The sequence below is a fragment of the Streptomyces sp. NBRC 110035 genome (genome assembly GCF_000829695.1).
GTDB lineage: Bacteria > Actinomycetota > Actinomycetes > Streptomycetales > Streptomycetaceae > Streptomyces.
In genome coordinates, this window is sequence record NZ_BBNN01000046.1 from 1 (window position 1) to 14236 (window position 14236).

Annotated in this window: 13 protein-coding genes and 2 pseudogenes; 8 read left to right on the forward strand and 7 right to left on the reverse strand. The window is 68.5% G+C overall.

What is annotated here, in order from left to right; genetic code table 11:
- From TU30_RS36250 to TU30_RS28650, 6 genes and pseudogenes are all read right to left on the reverse strand, one after another.
- Window positions 1–728, reverse strand: a 728-nt coding sequence (locus TU30_RS36250) for a DUF6444 domain-containing protein (RefSeq protein WP_042175512.1), incomplete at its 3' end; no start/stop codon positions are given.
- A gap of 127 nt (window positions 729–855) precedes the next feature.
- Window positions 856–1149: pseudogene (locus TU30_RS28625) on the reverse strand (transposase); the annotation flags it as partial.
- 148 nt (window positions 1150–1297) lie between these two features.
- Entirely contained in the window at window positions 1298–1720 is a 423-nt protein-coding gene (locus TU30_RS33100; protein WP_052479951.1) for a hypothetical protein, read from the reverse strand.
- 588 nt (window positions 1721–2308) lie between these two features.
- Window positions 2309–3055 carry a trans-aconitate 2-methyltransferase gene (locus TU30_RS28635; RefSeq protein WP_176726349.1) on the reverse strand — a complete coding sequence of 249 codons (747 nt, stop codon included), beginning with the start codon at window positions 3053–3055 and terminating at the stop codon, window positions 2309–2311.
- A complete protein-coding gene (locus TU30_RS28640; RefSeq protein WP_176726350.1) occupies window positions 3052–4524 on the reverse strand; it encodes an asparagine synthase-related protein in 1473 nt (490 codons plus the stop codon). The genes TU30_RS28635 and TU30_RS28640 overlap by 4 nt, the downstream gene beginning before the upstream one ends.
- Window positions 4525–4998: 474 nt before the next feature.
- Window positions 4999–5226 (reverse strand): hypothetical protein, encoded by a 228-nt coding sequence (locus tag TU30_RS28650; RefSeq protein WP_234308010.1) that lies wholly within the window; start codon window positions 5224–5226, stop codon window positions 4999–5001.
- 149 nt (window positions 5227–5375) lie between these two features.
- Between TU30_RS28650 and TU30_RS28655 the strand changes: the two genes are divergently transcribed.
- The gene (locus tag TU30_RS28655; protein ID WP_176726351.1) at window positions 5376–6716 is read left to right on the forward strand and encodes a tol-pal system YbgF family protein; all 1341 of its coding nucleotides are present in this window, start codon (window positions 5376–5378) and stop codon (window positions 6714–6716) included.
- Window positions 6717–7214: 498 nt separating this feature from the next.
- Here the strand turns inward: TU30_RS28655 and TU30_RS36630 are convergent, their stop codons facing one another.
- Window positions 7215–8084 carry a winged helix-turn-helix domain-containing protein gene (locus TU30_RS36630; protein WP_078878576.1) on the reverse strand — a complete coding sequence of 290 codons (870 nt, stop codon included), beginning with the start codon at window positions 8082–8084 and terminating at the stop codon, window positions 7215–7217.
- 178 nt (window positions 8085–8262) lie between these two features.
- Between TU30_RS36630 and TU30_RS28670 the strand changes: the two genes are divergently transcribed.
- The 7 genes and pseudogenes from TU30_RS28670 (at window position 8263) to TU30_RS28700 (ending at window position 14150) form a co-directional block, all read left to right on the forward strand.
- Window positions 8263–8616 (forward strand): hypothetical protein, encoded by a 354-nt coding sequence (locus tag TU30_RS28670; RefSeq protein ID WP_042175445.1) that lies wholly within the window; start codon window positions 8263–8265, stop codon window positions 8614–8616.
- Window positions 8613–8804, forward strand: a complete 192-nt coding sequence (locus TU30_RS28675) for a hypothetical protein (RefSeq protein ID WP_042175447.1) — start codon at window positions 8613–8615, stop codon at window positions 8802–8804. Before TU30_RS28670 ends, TU30_RS28675 begins: the two co-directional genes overlap by 4 nt.
- Window position 8805: 1 nt before the next feature.
- Complete coding sequence (locus TU30_RS28680) at window positions 8806–10218, forward strand: FtsK/SpoIIIE domain-containing protein (protein ID WP_042175449.1); 1413 nt, start codon at window positions 8806–8808, stop codon at window positions 10216–10218.
- Between the two features lie 39 nt (window positions 10219–10257).
- The gene (locus TU30_RS28685) at window positions 10258–11025 is read left to right on the forward strand and encodes a DUF2637 domain-containing protein (RefSeq protein ID WP_042175452.1); all 768 of its coding nucleotides are present in this window, start codon (window positions 10258–10260) and stop codon (window positions 11023–11025) included.
- Window positions 11026–11174: 149 nt separating this feature from the next.
- Window positions 11175–12622, forward strand: a pseudogene (locus TU30_RS28690) (replication initiator).
- Window positions 12619–12843, forward strand: a complete 225-nt coding sequence (locus TU30_RS28695; RefSeq protein WP_199816910.1) for a helix-turn-helix domain-containing protein — start codon at window positions 12619–12621, stop codon at window positions 12841–12843. The pseudogene TU30_RS28690 and the gene TU30_RS28695 overlap by 4 nt, the downstream one beginning before the upstream one ends.
- Window positions 12843–14150 (forward strand): site-specific integrase, encoded by a 1308-nt coding sequence (locus TU30_RS28700; protein ID WP_042175454.1) that lies wholly within the window; start codon window positions 12843–12845, stop codon window positions 14148–14150. The genes TU30_RS28695 and TU30_RS28700 overlap by 1 nt, the downstream gene beginning before the upstream one ends.
- Window positions 14151–14236: the final 86 nt, after the last annotated feature.

The following is a 14236-nucleotide window of genomic DNA, read 5'->3' on the forward strand; positions in this document are numbered from 1 at the left end:
AGCCAGTGCAGTTTGCCAGCGACCCGCACCCCGGACTCGTCCGCGTGCGCGACGGGAGCGGTGGCCAGATGCTCTTTGACCTGGGCTTCGAAGCCGGCGAGACCGTCATGGGCGCGGGCCAGGACCGACAGGACGGTGCCCGTCGAGATCGGCAGGGCGAACATCGATCCCATCGCTTCGGCCAGCCGCTTCGCCGGCAGGTGCTGATACGCCGACAGGTAGCAGATCGCCGCCCGGACACCGGGTCCGTACACGGCGGCCGCGCTGACCTGCCCGGGAGCCACCGCTGCGGTCACGTGCCCGCAGCCGCAGCGGACCTGGTGCAGCCGGTGCTCGGTGACCTCCGGCGTGATCTCGGGCAGATCGAAGACCTGCCGGGCCCGATACCCCGAACTCGCCACACCCGACAGCGTGTTCCCGCAGCCGTCGCACGCGGACGGATGGTGATCGACTATCGCGTCCGGGTCGCAGACCTGCTCCAGCCGGCCACCCGGATCCCCCTTGGCCCGACCCGGCTTACGGCCAGACGCCTTGCGTAGCGATTTCGGCGCGGGCTCCTTGCGCAGCCCGTCACTCGACGGCGGCTTGGAGGAGTTGCGCGAGTTGACGGCGACCTGCCGCTCCAGCTCCGCGATCCGCTCCGCCTGCGCGGACACCAGGAGCTTCAACTCCGTGACCAGCGTGGCCAACTCCTCGTAGGAAGGCGGCGACGGCGGGCTGACGGACACAAGATCAACCTACCCGACCGGAACGGCCACCCCGAACGGCATCGCCGCAACTCAGCAGCCGTCCTAAACAGTCACGACAGAACAACCCTATTGGGTCCCTGTCCGGAAACTCCGGGGCACCTCACCAGCCGCGGGCTCCGAGCTCGTCCAGGACCAGGCGGTGCAGCTTGGCCCACACCCGGGCCTTGGTCCACTCAGTGAACCGGCGGTGGGCCGTTGCGCCGGACGGCCCGAAGGACGCGGCGGGAAGCTGCTGCCAGGTGCATCCCGACGTCGCCACGAAGACGATCGCGGCCAGCACCTCGCGGTCGCCATGCCGGCGCCGGCCGCCGCCCTGGGGCCGTGAGGGCGCCTCCGGCACCACCCGCTGGAACAGTTCCCACAACTCGTCCGGCACCAGCCGCTCAACGATCCCTGCCATGGCCGGCAGCCTACCGAGCCAAATGAGATGACTTCTTAGCCCGACCCTCGACCAGGCTCGCAAGGAACGCGCCATCGACATCGTCGATCATGGATACACCTCCGCCTGGAACCGCCATCAGCCACCTACCCGGATCGAGAATAGGAGTTTAAGCGTCAGCAACTCCGGAGCCTCTGAGCCTGTTACTAAAGATTACAAGTGCGCCATTATCGCGCTCCAAGAGCGCATCGTAGTGGAATTCATCATTAATCAGCTCTTCGTACCCCCAAAGCGCCTGGAGATACTCCGATCCAGGATACTTTGCGAACAACCAGTGAGACGGCATTCGAGGATCCCGCACGTCAAACATTTCCATGGGGTACCAGCCAGGGAGCTGGGCATCGTCCCGAATCAAGACCATAACCATGCCGGCATATATCGACATTCCGGCCACCGGATAGGACAATCCTGCAGTGACTTCAGGCGCCCCACCGTAGTTGTATTCCATCGAAATTTCCGACTTGCCGTCAATACGCTCCTTGATGCAAGTAACTTCCATAATCACACTCCCTTCCGTCAACGCATCAAACATGCCCCAGAGAGGCCGGGAATTATGTTCCCGGCCTCTCCATTCTGAGCCAGAATAGGCTCAGGTTCCTATTTAAACTTATAGTCGTCGACATGCCCAGTGATCGTGTTCATCACATAATGAATCTCCACATCACCCTCAGCTCCCATATTTACCCTCCTGGTCATTTTAACCCAACCATCCGATCCCATCCACCGGGGATCAGCCATACCCTTCTTGAGGGGAATGACCCTTCCTGCCATTGGGTTCGCCACGACCGTTTCCATCGCAAGCTGCTCATTCAGACTATTTGGCGCTGTCCTTCCAGTCGACCCTCTGCCCAAGGGCTTTAGGTCGATCGTCACACCGTTGGCGTCAGTGACGAAACGCGCCGTTGGGCACGGTCCCGAATTATGGACCAGGACGGGCGTGGATCCTGCGAGCACATAGTACGTGTGCTACGAGGTACCCCTCGACCTGCTTTTTCGCTGGTCAGCGCGGGTTTTGCGTTCCGCTGGCGTCCGTGGTTGTGCGGGGAGATCCGTGGCTGTTGCCGTCGCTACTGCCGTCAGGAGTCGGGCGGCGGTGCTGGTGCCATTCTCGCTCCGCCGGTCACCGCGAATTTTGTCGAGCCACCGTGTACGCGGTGGGGCCAGTAAGCCCAGTCCCTGTGCCGTCGAGCATGTCCAGGACCTCGAAGCCCGCGACCTCCGCGTAGCGTTCGAGCTCCTGGGGGAACAGGACGCGCCTGCGGATCTCGTCTCGGGCCTCGTCGCCCGAGGGGAGCATCCAGTGCCGGTGCATGGTGTTGATCTGGGTCCGCAGGTCCCACGTGTGGCGGATGGTGACGGTCGCGGATCCCGTCGGGGTGTCGACCGTGGCGGTGGTTGGCTCGGTCCGGGTGATCGGGGCGACGGGGGAACACAGCACGAGCAGCGCTCCTGGCCGGGCGTGGGCGGCGAAGGTGGCGAAGACCTGGCTGATCGCCTCGTTGTCGTGCACGTAGGCGAGGCTGTTGCCCATGCAGGTCACCACGTCCATACGGCTGCCGAGTCGTGCGGTGCGCATGTCGCCGGTGCGGATGTCCAGCTCGGGCCGGGCTTGGTGGGCGTGGTCGACCATGCCGGGCTGGAGGTCCACGCCGATGCAATTGAAGCGCTTGGCGAGGACCTCCAGGTCGCGGCCGGTACCGCATCCGAAGTCGACCAGGGTCCGGGCGTCCGGCCTGTGCAGCTCGATCAGGGTCTGGCACATTTCGGCGCTCGTGCTGTCGGACTGGACCACGTCGTAGAGTGCCGGATCGCGGTACAGGAGGTTGGTGGCTTCCACGTGCTCGGCTTCCGTGTCGGGGCTGGTCACATGAGGCTTCGCAGTCCGACCTCCAGGGCGAGCACATCGCACAGCAGATCGGGGACGACCGGCGCAGCGTCGGCGTCCCTCCGCGCCTTGGCGAGAGCCTTCCCATCAACGTAGCCGAGGTTCACCAGGATGGACTCTTTCAGCATGTCATCCAGTACGGGCAAACCGTAGGAACGCAGGCCCCTTTCCAGAACGGCCAGGAAGTTCTCAGGTTCGGCCGGCGCGGCCACCCACTCGGGTACCCCGGCCCGCCTGATCCGGTCGCGGAACAGCGCCTTGCCGCGCTTGTGCTCGCGCGGCAACTGCTCCATGAACCGCACGATCCGCGGGTGCACGAGCGGGCTCACCGGCCAGATTCCGGCCCGGAGGAATCCGGGGTTGTGCATCCCGAACGCCATCAGGGTCGGTACGGGCAGTGCCGGGATGGGCGCCAGATGCTCGTTCACCTCGGCGAGTGCTCGGGCTGCCTTGGCTCCGAGCCACGGTACGGGTTCGGGTGTCGGCAGTTCGGCCTGTGTCCTGGAGTGGTGGGCGTTGATCTCGTCGCCGCCGCTGCCCGTGAACATCACCTCGCACCGCCGGGCGGCTGCCTGCTCGCGCACGACATCGAACGCCTCCTGATAGAAGGCTCCCGCCGGATCGTGCGGCTTACACAGATCGCGCACGCCTCCAGCGCAGAAGGGTGGGTGCTGCATGGCGGGGGTGGCCGTGTCCCGGAAGCCGCAGTGCTCCACAAGGGCCCGACGCCGCTCGCTCTGTTGCCTGCCGGTGCTTCCTCCCACCAGCAGGCCGAAGCTGTGCACCTCGAGGAAGCGGGCCGCCTTGATGGCCAGGGCGACGTTCCCGGAGTCCGCGCCGCCCGACAGTTCGACGCCCACGCATCCGGTTGCCGTCGGCGCCTGGCGGATCACGTCGGTCAGCAACTCCTCCAGAGCGGCGAGTGGATCAACGCCGGGACGCAGCGTACGTGGCTCAAGTACGTGTTCGGCGGGGTCGGGGTAGTGGATGCTGAGTCCCGAAGGGGTGAACGTGGCCGTTGCCCGTTCGGTGAGGCGGTAGACGCCTTGGAAGAGCGTCTCGGACGTGTAGCGGTGCTGCCTCGTCAGCGTGCGGGCGATGACACGCGCCACCAGACGGTCGGCCCGCAGATGCGGTCGCAGCAGTGTCAGGTCCCACGAAGCGTGCAGTTCGCCGGCCTTCTCTGTCAGATAGAGCGGGGCTGTACCGAAGACACCCGCCGCCAGGCGGGCTTGTCCGGGCTCCATGGTGAGTTCGACGAAGTCGGCCTCGTCCCGCTTGCACTCCTTCACCCGGACCCGTACGCGCGGCGCTTGGTCGTCGTTGACCTCCATGACGAGAGTGGACACGTTCGCGGGCTCGATCCAGCTCTCGCCGTTGATCCAACGGCCGCCCTGTGATCTCCACTTGGGCTCCTGGAGATCGGCCAGGCGCAGACGCATCGACAGCATGTCGTCCCTTTCCCATGTCGTGCGGCGGGGCGGGGCCGCGTACGGCCCCGCCCCGCCTGGCGTCAGCCCTGGATCACTTGCTGCAGTGGTCGCCGTTGTTGTCGCCGCCGCCCGGCATCTTGTCGAGCAGCGCGGCTTCGACGGCCGGGACGCCGGTGATCAGGTCGCCGGTGAACAGCTCGTCCACGTTCATCGTTTTCTCCCTTACGGTTTTCAGTGGACTCCGCGGCGGATGCTGCGGAGTTGGACCCGTCCGGCTGCCGGACCCTTGCGAAGAAGGCAGCCGGACGGGGTGCCCACCGCTTCCGGCGGCGGGCCCTCCCTCATCACAGGTGGGGAGCCTGGATGCGTGACGGGGAGGAAGTCAGGTGGGGGTGGATGCGGCGGCGACGCCCAGGACGAAGCCGGCCGATCCCGAGATGGTGATGATCAGGAGTGGTCCGGCGTAGCGGCCGACAGCTGCGGCTAACCGGTTCACAGCCGCTCTCCGCGGCTGCGCTGGTTGGCCTCGCGTACTGCGACGCTCAGCTTCTCCGCGTGGTACTCGGGCGTGGCACTGCCGTGCTGCGGGCAGAGACACGGCAAGAACCGGTTCGAACCCGGCGGCAGGTCCGCGCCCTCGTAGGTGTCGATCCTCAACGCCCCGTCCATGCCCCGCTCCTCGGTCATCCGGGCCAAACGGGCCCGTGCTTCGCTTCTCATCCCTCAGCCCTTCAGACGACGGCTGCGGCGAGGACTCGCCGTTGACTGCTGTCTCTACGCAACCGCACGACCACGCTCAGCGGTACCGTTGCCGCAGCGTCAGGACTTGAAAGCCTTGAAAGTTCGCAAGGTCACGGGGAGTTGAGGGCATGGCCAAGCGTGAACCGAACGCGGCGCTCGGGCGCCTGCTCGCCGAGAGCCGCTGGACTCACCGCCAGTTCGCACGGGCGGTGAACCGCGTCGGCACCGAGACCGGAATCCCCCTGCGCTACGACGAGTCGGCAGTGAGTCACTGGCTCGGCGGCACCGTCCCTCGCGGCGCGGTGCGCGGATGCATCCTCGAAGCTCTCTCCCGCCGCCTCAGCCGCCCCGTCACCCATGCCGAGGCCGGGCTGCCCGTTCCACGCGATCACTCCTCCGCGGCTGCGGATACCGTGGAAGGGGTGATCGACCTGGGGAGGCTGGATATGGACCCGTCCCGCCGCAGTGTCCTGGGTGCCGGCCTATTCTCCGTGGCCGTCACCATTCCCGGCTGGCTTGATGTGGTCGGGCGTGCCGATGCCATTCGGTCCGGCCGCACGACCCGCATCGGCATGAACGAAGTGGACATGGTCGTCGCCATGACCGAGCGTGTCTCGGAACTGGACGACGAGTTCGGCGGCCGTCACGCACGCCCCATGGCGGCCTCGTTCATGGTCAATACCGTGGCCTCCTACCTGCGTGCCGACGCACCCGAGGACGTACGCAAGGCGATGCTGTCCGCCGCCTCGGACCTGCTCTACCTGACCGGCTATATGGCCGTGGACGAAGGTCTGCACGGTCTCGCGCAGCGCTACTACGTCAAAGCCCTGGAACTGGCGGGCGCTGCCGAGGACCACCTGACGTACTGCACCACCCTGCGGGGCATGAGCGTCCAGGCAGTCGACCTCCACCATGGGGCAAAGGCCATGGAGCTGGCCGACGCCGCTGCCGCCGCCTCCCCGAAAGCCGGCCCCCGGATGCTGGCCTTCCTCGTCGGCCAGCAGGCGCACGCCGCCGCGCAGACCGGCGACCGTACGGGCGCGCTGCGCTGTATCCGGGAGGCCGAGGCAGCCATGGACCGTGCTGAGTCACGCGGAAAGGCGTTCGGCTCGTATGACCCCTCTTCGCTCAACTACCACGTCAGCCAGGTACGTTACGAACTCGGTGACAAGGCCGGAGCCGTCGAAGCCATGCAGCAAGCGGACCGGCTCCGCCCCAGCGCGTACCAGCGCACACGAGTACACCGTCGCGGACTGTTGGCAGAGCGGCAGTTGGAACTCGGCCACCTGGAAGCGGCCTGCATCACCTGGCACCAGGCCCTCGACGACTACCCCAAGGTGCAGTCCGGCCGCGCCGACGAGCGCGTGAAGGCGATGTTCGGTCTCTTGCGCCCTCACCTGAAGAACGCTATGGCGCTCGACCTGTACGACCGAGCACGGACGATCGCACCCCCGTCGCTGGTCACCTGATCCCCGTCGCTCCTTCAAGCTCAGCCACAGAAAGTCAGCCACGACGGCGGGTGCGCCGACAGATCACCCGCCACGTGTGCTTCCAGCAACCCCGCACCGGCCTCAACCACGCCTCTTCCATCCGTCACAGCATCCGCCCCGCTCCGGCCTGGCCGCTCGGCAGCGGGATGGGCTGCTCGATCTGTGGCTTCGCCTGTGACCCACGCCGACGACGATCGATCGCGGCCTTCGGTTGCCGCAGCCTGACGTGGTGCTGTGCGGCGTTCGGCGGAGTCGGCCTGGCGGCGCCGCTGCGGTTGCTTCCGGGATCGGAGTCGGCTCGCTTGTCTGCCACTGCGCGCCGAGTGGCCGGTGGCCGTCGCCAGCGGGGCGGCAGACCGGAGCGGGCGGCGGCCACCGGCCGCCGACGCGCGGCGGCCCGCGCAAGCGGGACGCCCTTCTTGATCAAGTAAAGAAACTCTGAACAGCTCACCACTGGTCGATCTGTCAGGCTGTCGATCAGGTGCGCTGCTGCCGGCGTTTCCTCGACTCGGCCAATGCGACCTCCAGCTTCTGGCTCGGCGACACGTCCGACGTGGTGTCGTCGTCATGGAGGGGTGGCAGCAACAGGCCGCGTCGGCTCTTCTCGCGTTTTACCTTCCGGCGCTCGTTGAAGACTCGCTGATGCTCCTCGCGGATCGTGACCCATCGCCGGTCCAGCTCCGCTTCCCGCTCCAGCAACTCGTCATCGCTGAGGTCGGCGAACTCGGCGGCAGCCGCACGGGCCTCGCGGGCGATCTCGTCTCGCAGCAGGTAGTTCGTGATCGGCCCGTGGCGCTTGCCCGGCTCCGGGGCCTGGCGCACGAAGACACCGCGCCCCTTGACCGCGTACACAAGTCCTGCCTGCTTGAGGCTCCGGTAGGCGTTCTGCGCGGTGGAGTTGGCGACTTGGAATCGCTCCTGGATCTCACGGGCCGGGGGTAGCTGGGAGCCCGGAGGATAGGTACCTTCCTCGATCTCGCGACGGAGGATGTCGGCCACCTGAACGTACGGCGGGCGGCTGTCTTCGTTGCGGATGAGGTCGACCGGCCAGTCCGGGCCTTCGGACTCGGCATCGCCGTGGTCGTCGTCAGCTGGTCTGGCACTCTGGTCGGCTGAGGCGCTGACGTAGCTGCCGCGACCGAGCTGGGAGTAGACGAGCCCTTCCTGCTTGAGCACACGCAGGGCGTTTTGGACGGTGGAGCTGGAAACACCGAACCGGTCCCGCAGCACGTTGGCCGAGGGCAGGCGCTCGCCGGGGCGGAACTCGCCGTTCAAGATCGCGTCCCGCAGAGCCTCGGCAGCCTGGAGGTACGGCGGCCGGGAGTCCTCGTCCAAGGGCAGAGTCATGCCACCACGGTATCGCCAGCCAGCCCTAGCGCTACAGGCACATCCACGTGTTCCCCACCTGAGCGCCTCGCAACCTAATCGCCTTCACGATCTAATCGACCTTGCAAGTTAAGCGATGATCTCATTATGCTCCTAGCGAGCCGATCAAGCGGCTCCATCGATCAAGGGGTGTGATGGCATGGCCATGTCTCGAATCCGTGTTGCTCTGCTGCCGTCGGCGGTGTGCATCGCGGGCACCGAGCCGGTGCTGAAGATCAAGGACCAGCAGACCGGGGAGGTCGCCACCGACCGGGAGACCGGCGCGTCGCTGTACACCGTGACCGTGATGCTCATGGAGGACGGCCGGGCCGAGGTCCTGAAGATCACGGTTCCGGAGACGGGCCTCGCGGCCGGGCTGAAGCCGGGTGTGATGGTCCGGCCGGTGGAGCTGTTCGCCACCCCGTGGGCGCGGGTCTTCAACGGTCAGCTCTCTGACGGCGTCGCCTACCGCGCCGCCCGCCTGGAGCTGGTCGCGGCGGAGGCGGCCCAGTGACCGGCCCCGACAGCCGGGGGCCGCAGTGGAGGCTGCACGCGCTGCGCCCCTTGCCGGGCATCGAGGGCAAGGCGACGTTCGCAGCCTCCGGCGCGGTGCTCGCCCGGCTCGGTCTGGCCCCGGCGGATGCGGCCGGGCTGGACCTGGCCGACATGCTCCGCCTGATATCCGAGACCGAGGGGGACTGACGTGGAGGACCTGACCGACCGCGCGCCGCAGGTGCTGCTGATCGTGGCCGTGCTGGCGGGCGCGTGGCTGCTATGGACGATGGTGCGCTATATCCGTGCCGACCGGGGCACGCGGGTCAGCATCCGGCAGGCCATGCGGGTGCGCTGGGGCTGGGTACGGCTGGCGCGGATGGCCGGACTGACGGTCACCGACAAGACCCCGGGCCTGCTGGCACAGATCACCGCACAGAAGGACGGCCCCGCGCCCGCGCCCCGGGTGCTGACTCCCAGGATCAAGGTCAAGCCCGACCGGTTCGGCGTGATCGTGCGGGCCAGGACGCTGCCGCGGGTCGGGCTGGAGGAGTACCAGAAGGCGGCGCGATTCCTGGCCGACGCCTGGCGGTGCACGCGGGTCTCCGTCCTGCCGGACGGGCCCGGCCGGGTGGTGATCCGGGGAGTGCGCTCCGACCCGTTGACCACGCAGACCGAGCACCGTCCCACCGGCCGCCCGCTGGAGGACGTGGCTCGCTGGGAGTTGGGGGTGGACGAGTACGCGGCGCCGGTGTGCGTGTCCTTGGCGAATGTGCCGGGGGTGACCGTGGCCGGCACCCCGGGTGCGGGCAAGACCTCGGCGGTGAACAAGGTCGTCTGTGACCTCGCGCCGTCGGCGGCCGTTCAGTTCGTGGGCTTCGACGGGAAGGTGTCGCGGGCCGAGGAAGGCGACTACGCAGACCTGGTCAAGCGGATGTTCGCGTTCTGCGGCGATGACCTGGACGAGGCGAACGCGCTGTTCAAGCGCCTGGTGGCGCTGCGCCGTCGGCGGTCTTCGGTGATCCGTGACGTGCTGGGCGTGAAGAACATGTGGCACGTCGGCCCCTCGCGGCTGTGGCCGCTCACGGTGGTCCTCATCGATGAGGCGCACACGTTCTTCCGCGAGTACAAGGGCAGCGACGCCGAGACGAAACGTTTGGCCGCGCTGACGGCGGAGAACGCCCGGCTGGTGGAGGACCTGGTCAAGAAGGGCCGCAGTGTCGGCATCCTGACCATCCTGATCAGCCAGAAGACCACCGGCGACGCGATTCCGACCTTCATCCGCGACGTGTGCCCGGTGGGGCTGTCGTTCGCGCAGAAGACGGTGGAGGCCGCGGTGGCCGCGCTGGGCGACGACATCCGCAACTGGCCCGACGCCAGCCCGGTCACCTTGCAGGACCCCGCCTACGTCGGCGTCGCGGTGATGGCCATGCAGGGCCGCCCCGGCTACACCCGCATCCGCACCCCCTACGTCTCCGACGCCGACGCCGCCCGTATCGCGGAAGCCACCTCGCACCTGACCGCCGACCCCGCCCTGTGCCTGGACGCCTTCCTCGACACCGGCCACACGAACCCCGGCGACGACGAAGGACCGGACGGTCCCGTCTCCCTGGCCAAGCCCTGAACGCCCCCGATCCCGACGCCTTGAGAGGAGGTTCCGCGCATGGCGGAGGAACGGTTCACCCGGCGCACCGTGACCGTGGTGATGGCGGTCATCGCGGGCCTGGCCTTCGTCTTCTCCTTCGGCAACGTCTGGGCGCTGGCCCTGCGGCTCGGCGTCCCGCGCCCGATCGCGCCGCTGATCGCGCCCATGGTGGACCTGTCCGTGGTCGGCCTCCTGGTCGCGCTGCGGTTCCTGGCCCTGCGCGGCGTCCCCAAGACGGAGCTGAAGGCCGGCACGCGACTGCTGCACCTGTGCGGGCTGCTCACCCTCGCGCTGAACACGGCCGAGCCCCTGCTGACCGGACGCTACGGCCGGGCCTGCCTGGATACCGTCGCCCCGCTCCTGCTGCTGGGCTGGGGCCACGTCGGCCCCGCCTTCCTCGCCCACTTCCACACCACCGCACACCGGGAGGACACCAACACAACTGCCCCAGCCCCCGCGCCCATCGCTGACCCGGTGCCCACTTCGGCACCCGCTCCCGAAACACCAGCCCCGGCCCCTGAGCCGGTCCCCACCGCGACACCTGCGTCGCCTCCGGCCGAAGCGCCTCCCGTGATCGAGGTGCCCGACTCCGCCCACGCCCCGGCCCTCGCCAAGGTGCCTGCCACCGGCCCTCGCCCGGCCCTGCCCGCAGCCCTGCTGAGTGCAGCCCGGCGAATCGCGGACACCCACCACGCCGAGCACGGAACACCGGTCACCGCCGCCCAGCTCGCAACCCGCATGGGCGTCGCCCTACCGGTGGCCACCGCCGCCCTCGCTCAGCTCTGAGCCACGCCGGCCACCGGCCGGATCGCCCTCCCCGAACCCCACGCCCACCCGATGGGCCTGGTTCGTCATGCCCCGAGCAACACCAACACGCCCACAGTCACGGCCGGTTGCTGCTCGGGGCCCACCCCGACAGAAGGGACACGCCCCGAATGGTCACCCTGGACCTGCGCCACGTGGCAAGCCCCGCCGTGCGGGACCTGCTCCACCTGGTCAACCACCCCGGCTTCGACCGCGCACAGCAGCAAATCGAACGCCTCGGCGGCTGCACCGAACCCGTCCGCCTCACCGGCCAGAGCACGACCGTCGACACCATGACCGGTGAGGTGCTGCGCTCCTACACCTCGTCCGAGGAGCCCACGGGGAGTCTGCTCACCGCGTGCGGTAACCGCCGCGCCTCCCGCTGCCCGGCCTGCTCCCGCATCTACGCCGCCGACACCTACCACCTCATCCGCGCCGGCCTCTCCGGCGGCAAGACCGTCCCCGACACCGTCCGCACCCACCCCCGCGTCTTCGCCACCCTCACCCCGCCATCCTTCGGCCCCGTACACAACCGCCCCACCACCCCCGACGGCGGCATCCGGCCCTGCCGCTGCCGAAAGCTCCACGAACCCACGGACCCCCTGCTCGGGACGCCGCTGAACCCGCAGGCGTACGACTACGCGGGCGCGGTCCTGTTCAACGCCCACGCCGGAGCCTTGTGGGCCCGCTTCACCACCTACCTGCGCCGCGAACTCGCCGCCCGACTCGGCATGACCCAGAAAGCCGCCCACGCTGTCCTGCGGGTCTCCTTCGCCAAGGTCGCCGAGTACCAGCAGCGCGGCCTGGTCCACTTCCACGCCGTGATCCGCCTCGACGGCCCAGACGGCACCAGTCAGCCCCCGCCCTCCTGCGCCACCGTCACCGTGCTCACCGACGCCGTACGCGCCGCCGCCGCACGGGTCCGCGTCACAATCGAGTCGGACGCGATCGGGGAACGCGAACTCGCCTGGGGCGAACAACTCGACGTAGGCGAGATCACGGCCTTCGGCACCGACGCCGAATTCACCGACCAAGCCGTGGCCGCCTACGTGGCGAAGTACGCCACCAAATCCGCCGACGCCTCCGGCACCCTCGACCGCGCCCTGTTCTGCCGCCCCTGCCAGGGCCGCGGCGCCACCCTCCTGCCCCACGGCACCCCACTCCCCTGCACCGCCTGCGACGGCACCGGACAGTCCCGGCCCCTGCCCCGCCTCGCCATCGCGCGCCACGTGCGGCAGATGATCCGCACCTGCTGGGAGCTGGGCAGACTTCCGGAGTTCGCCGACCTCAAGCTCTGGAAGTGGGCACACATGCTCGGCTTCCGGGCCACTTCTCCACCAAGTCCCGCCGCTACTCCACCACCCTCGGCGCGCTGCGCGCCGCCCGCCGCGCCTGGCGCACCGAACAGGCGCGCGCCCACGCCGGCCTGCCCGAGCCCGACCCGGACACCACCCTCGTCGTCGGCCACTGGGCCTACCTCGGTACCGGCTACAGCCCCGGCGCCGCACTCCTCGCCGCCCACGTCTGGCACCGCCGGGAACTGGAACGCCGGTTCATCGCTGAAGGGGGCTGCGAATGAACGCGCAGGAACCCGCCCCGACCCGGCAGGGGCTGAGCACGCCGGAAGAGCTGCTGACGGTCCCCCAGGTCATGGCCCGCCTCCAGCTCGGCCGCTCCGCCGTCTACGACCTGCTCCGCACCGGGCAGCTCGCCTCGATCACCCTCGGCCGCGCCCGCCGCATCCCCGCCCGTTCCCTCACCGACTTCATCCGCACCCGCCTCGAACAGGAAGCTGCCTGATGGCCACGCCCCGCGACACCAGCCCCTCCCGCCGTACCCGCGCCAACGGCGACGGAACCGTCTACCAGCGCAAGGACCGCCGCTGGGAAGCCGCCGGATACGTCCTCGCACCAGGCAACACCCGTCGCCGCGTCCGCGTCTACGGCACGACGCGCAAGGAAGCCCTGGCCAAGCTCACCGAGAAGATCGCCACCAGCAACCGCGGCCTCCCCGTGCCCTCCGCACAGGGCAGCGTCGGCGCGTACCTGACGTACTGGCTCGATGCCGTTGCTGTCCACCACCTCCGCGAGAACACCCACACCCGCTACACCGCCTGCGTCAACCGGTACCTCGTCCCCGGCCTGGGCAAGAAGAAGCTCGCCAAGCTCTCTGCAAAGGACGTTCGCACCTGGCTCAACCAGCTCCGCACCACCTGCCAGTGCTGCGCGCGCGGCATCGATGCGGGGCGTGATGAGCCCCGTTGCTGCGCCGTCGGAACGTGCTGCTCCAAGCGGCTCTCTCCGCTGACGCTGACCTACATCCACTCCGTACTCAAGTCCGCACTCGAACACGCCGTGCGCGAGGAGGAGATCCCTCGCAACGTGGCCCGTAACGTCCGCACCGGCACACCTCGAACCCGACGCTTCGAACCCCTTACCGCCGACGAAGCCCGCCAGTTCCTCACAGCCGCGCGCGGGCACCGGCTCCATGCCCTGTTCGAACTGGCGCTCCACACCGGACTCCGCAAAGGCGAACTCCTCGGCCTCCGCTGGGAAGACCTCGACGTCGACCGGGGCACGGCTGCCGTCCGCCGCACCTTGCAGCGCACGAGCACAGGCGGACTCACCACGTTGCCCACCAAGACCCGAGCCTCCGAGCGCCGCATCGCCCTCCCCGCCCGCTGCCTCCAGTCGCTGAAGCACCACCACGAACAGCAGCAGCGCGAGCGTGAGGCCGCAGGTACCACGTGGCAGCACAACGGGCACGTGTTCACCACTCCCCAGGGCAGACCGATCGACCCGACCAACCTCACCCGCGCCTTCACCACGCTCCTCCGCAAGGCCGGCCTCCGCCGCATCCGCTTCCACGACCTCCGGCACTCCACCGCCACCCTGCTCCTGGAACAGGGCGTCGAACTCGTCGTGATCAAGGAACTCCTCGGCCACGCCCACATCGGCGTCACCGCCACCGTCTACGCCCACGTAAGGCTCCGCCTCCAGCGAGACGCCATCGACACCCTCAGCACCGCGCTTGACGGTCCTGCCAACGACGAGTCGACCCACGACGACGGCGACGACCCACCGCTGTGCGGAGCCACCGTCCACTGACGTTGCCGTCAACTACTGCCGTCACCCACCGCAGAAGCCCCGCCAGGACGTACCTGACGGGGCTTCAAGTTTACGGCTGTTATCCA

What these genes read in the sequence shown, in the direction of transcription:
- TU30_RS28670 (WP_042175445.1), top strand. Translation starts at nt 8,263, where the DNA reads ATGGCCATGTCTCGAATCCGTGTTGCTCTGCTGCCGTCGGCGGTGTGC.
- TU30_RS28695 (WP_199816910.1), top strand. Translation starts at nt 12,619, where the DNA reads ATGAACGCGCAGGAACCCGCCCCGACCCGGCAGGGGCTGAGCACGCCG.
- TU30_RS28655 (WP_176726351.1), top strand. Translation starts at nt 5,376, where the DNA reads ATGGCCAAGCGTGAACCGAACGCGGCGCTCGGGCGCCTGCTCGCCGAG.
- TU30_RS28650 (WP_234308010.1), bottom strand. Translation starts at nt 5,226, where the DNA reads ATGAGAAGCGAAGCACGGGCCCGTTTGGCCCGGATGACCGAGGAGCGG.
- TU30_RS33100 (WP_052479951.1), bottom strand. Translation starts at nt 1,720, where the DNA reads ATGTTTGATGCGTTGACGGAAGGGAGTGTGATTATGGAAGTTACTTGC.
- TU30_RS36630 (WP_078878576.1), bottom strand. Translation starts at nt 8,084, where the DNA reads ATGACTCTGCCCTTGGACGAGGACTCCCGGCCGCCGTACCTCCAGGCT.
- TU30_RS28685 (WP_042175452.1), top strand. Translation starts at nt 10,258, where the DNA reads ATGGCGGAGGAACGGTTCACCCGGCGCACCGTGACCGTGGTGATGGCG.
- TU30_RS28700 (WP_042175454.1), top strand. Translation starts at nt 12,843, where the DNA reads ATGGCCACGCCCCGCGACACCAGCCCCTCCCGCCGTACCCGCGCCAAC.
- TU30_RS28640 (WP_176726350.1), bottom strand. Translation starts at nt 4,524, where the DNA reads ATGCTGTCGATGCGTCTGCGCCTGGCCGATCTCCAGGAGCCCAAGTGG.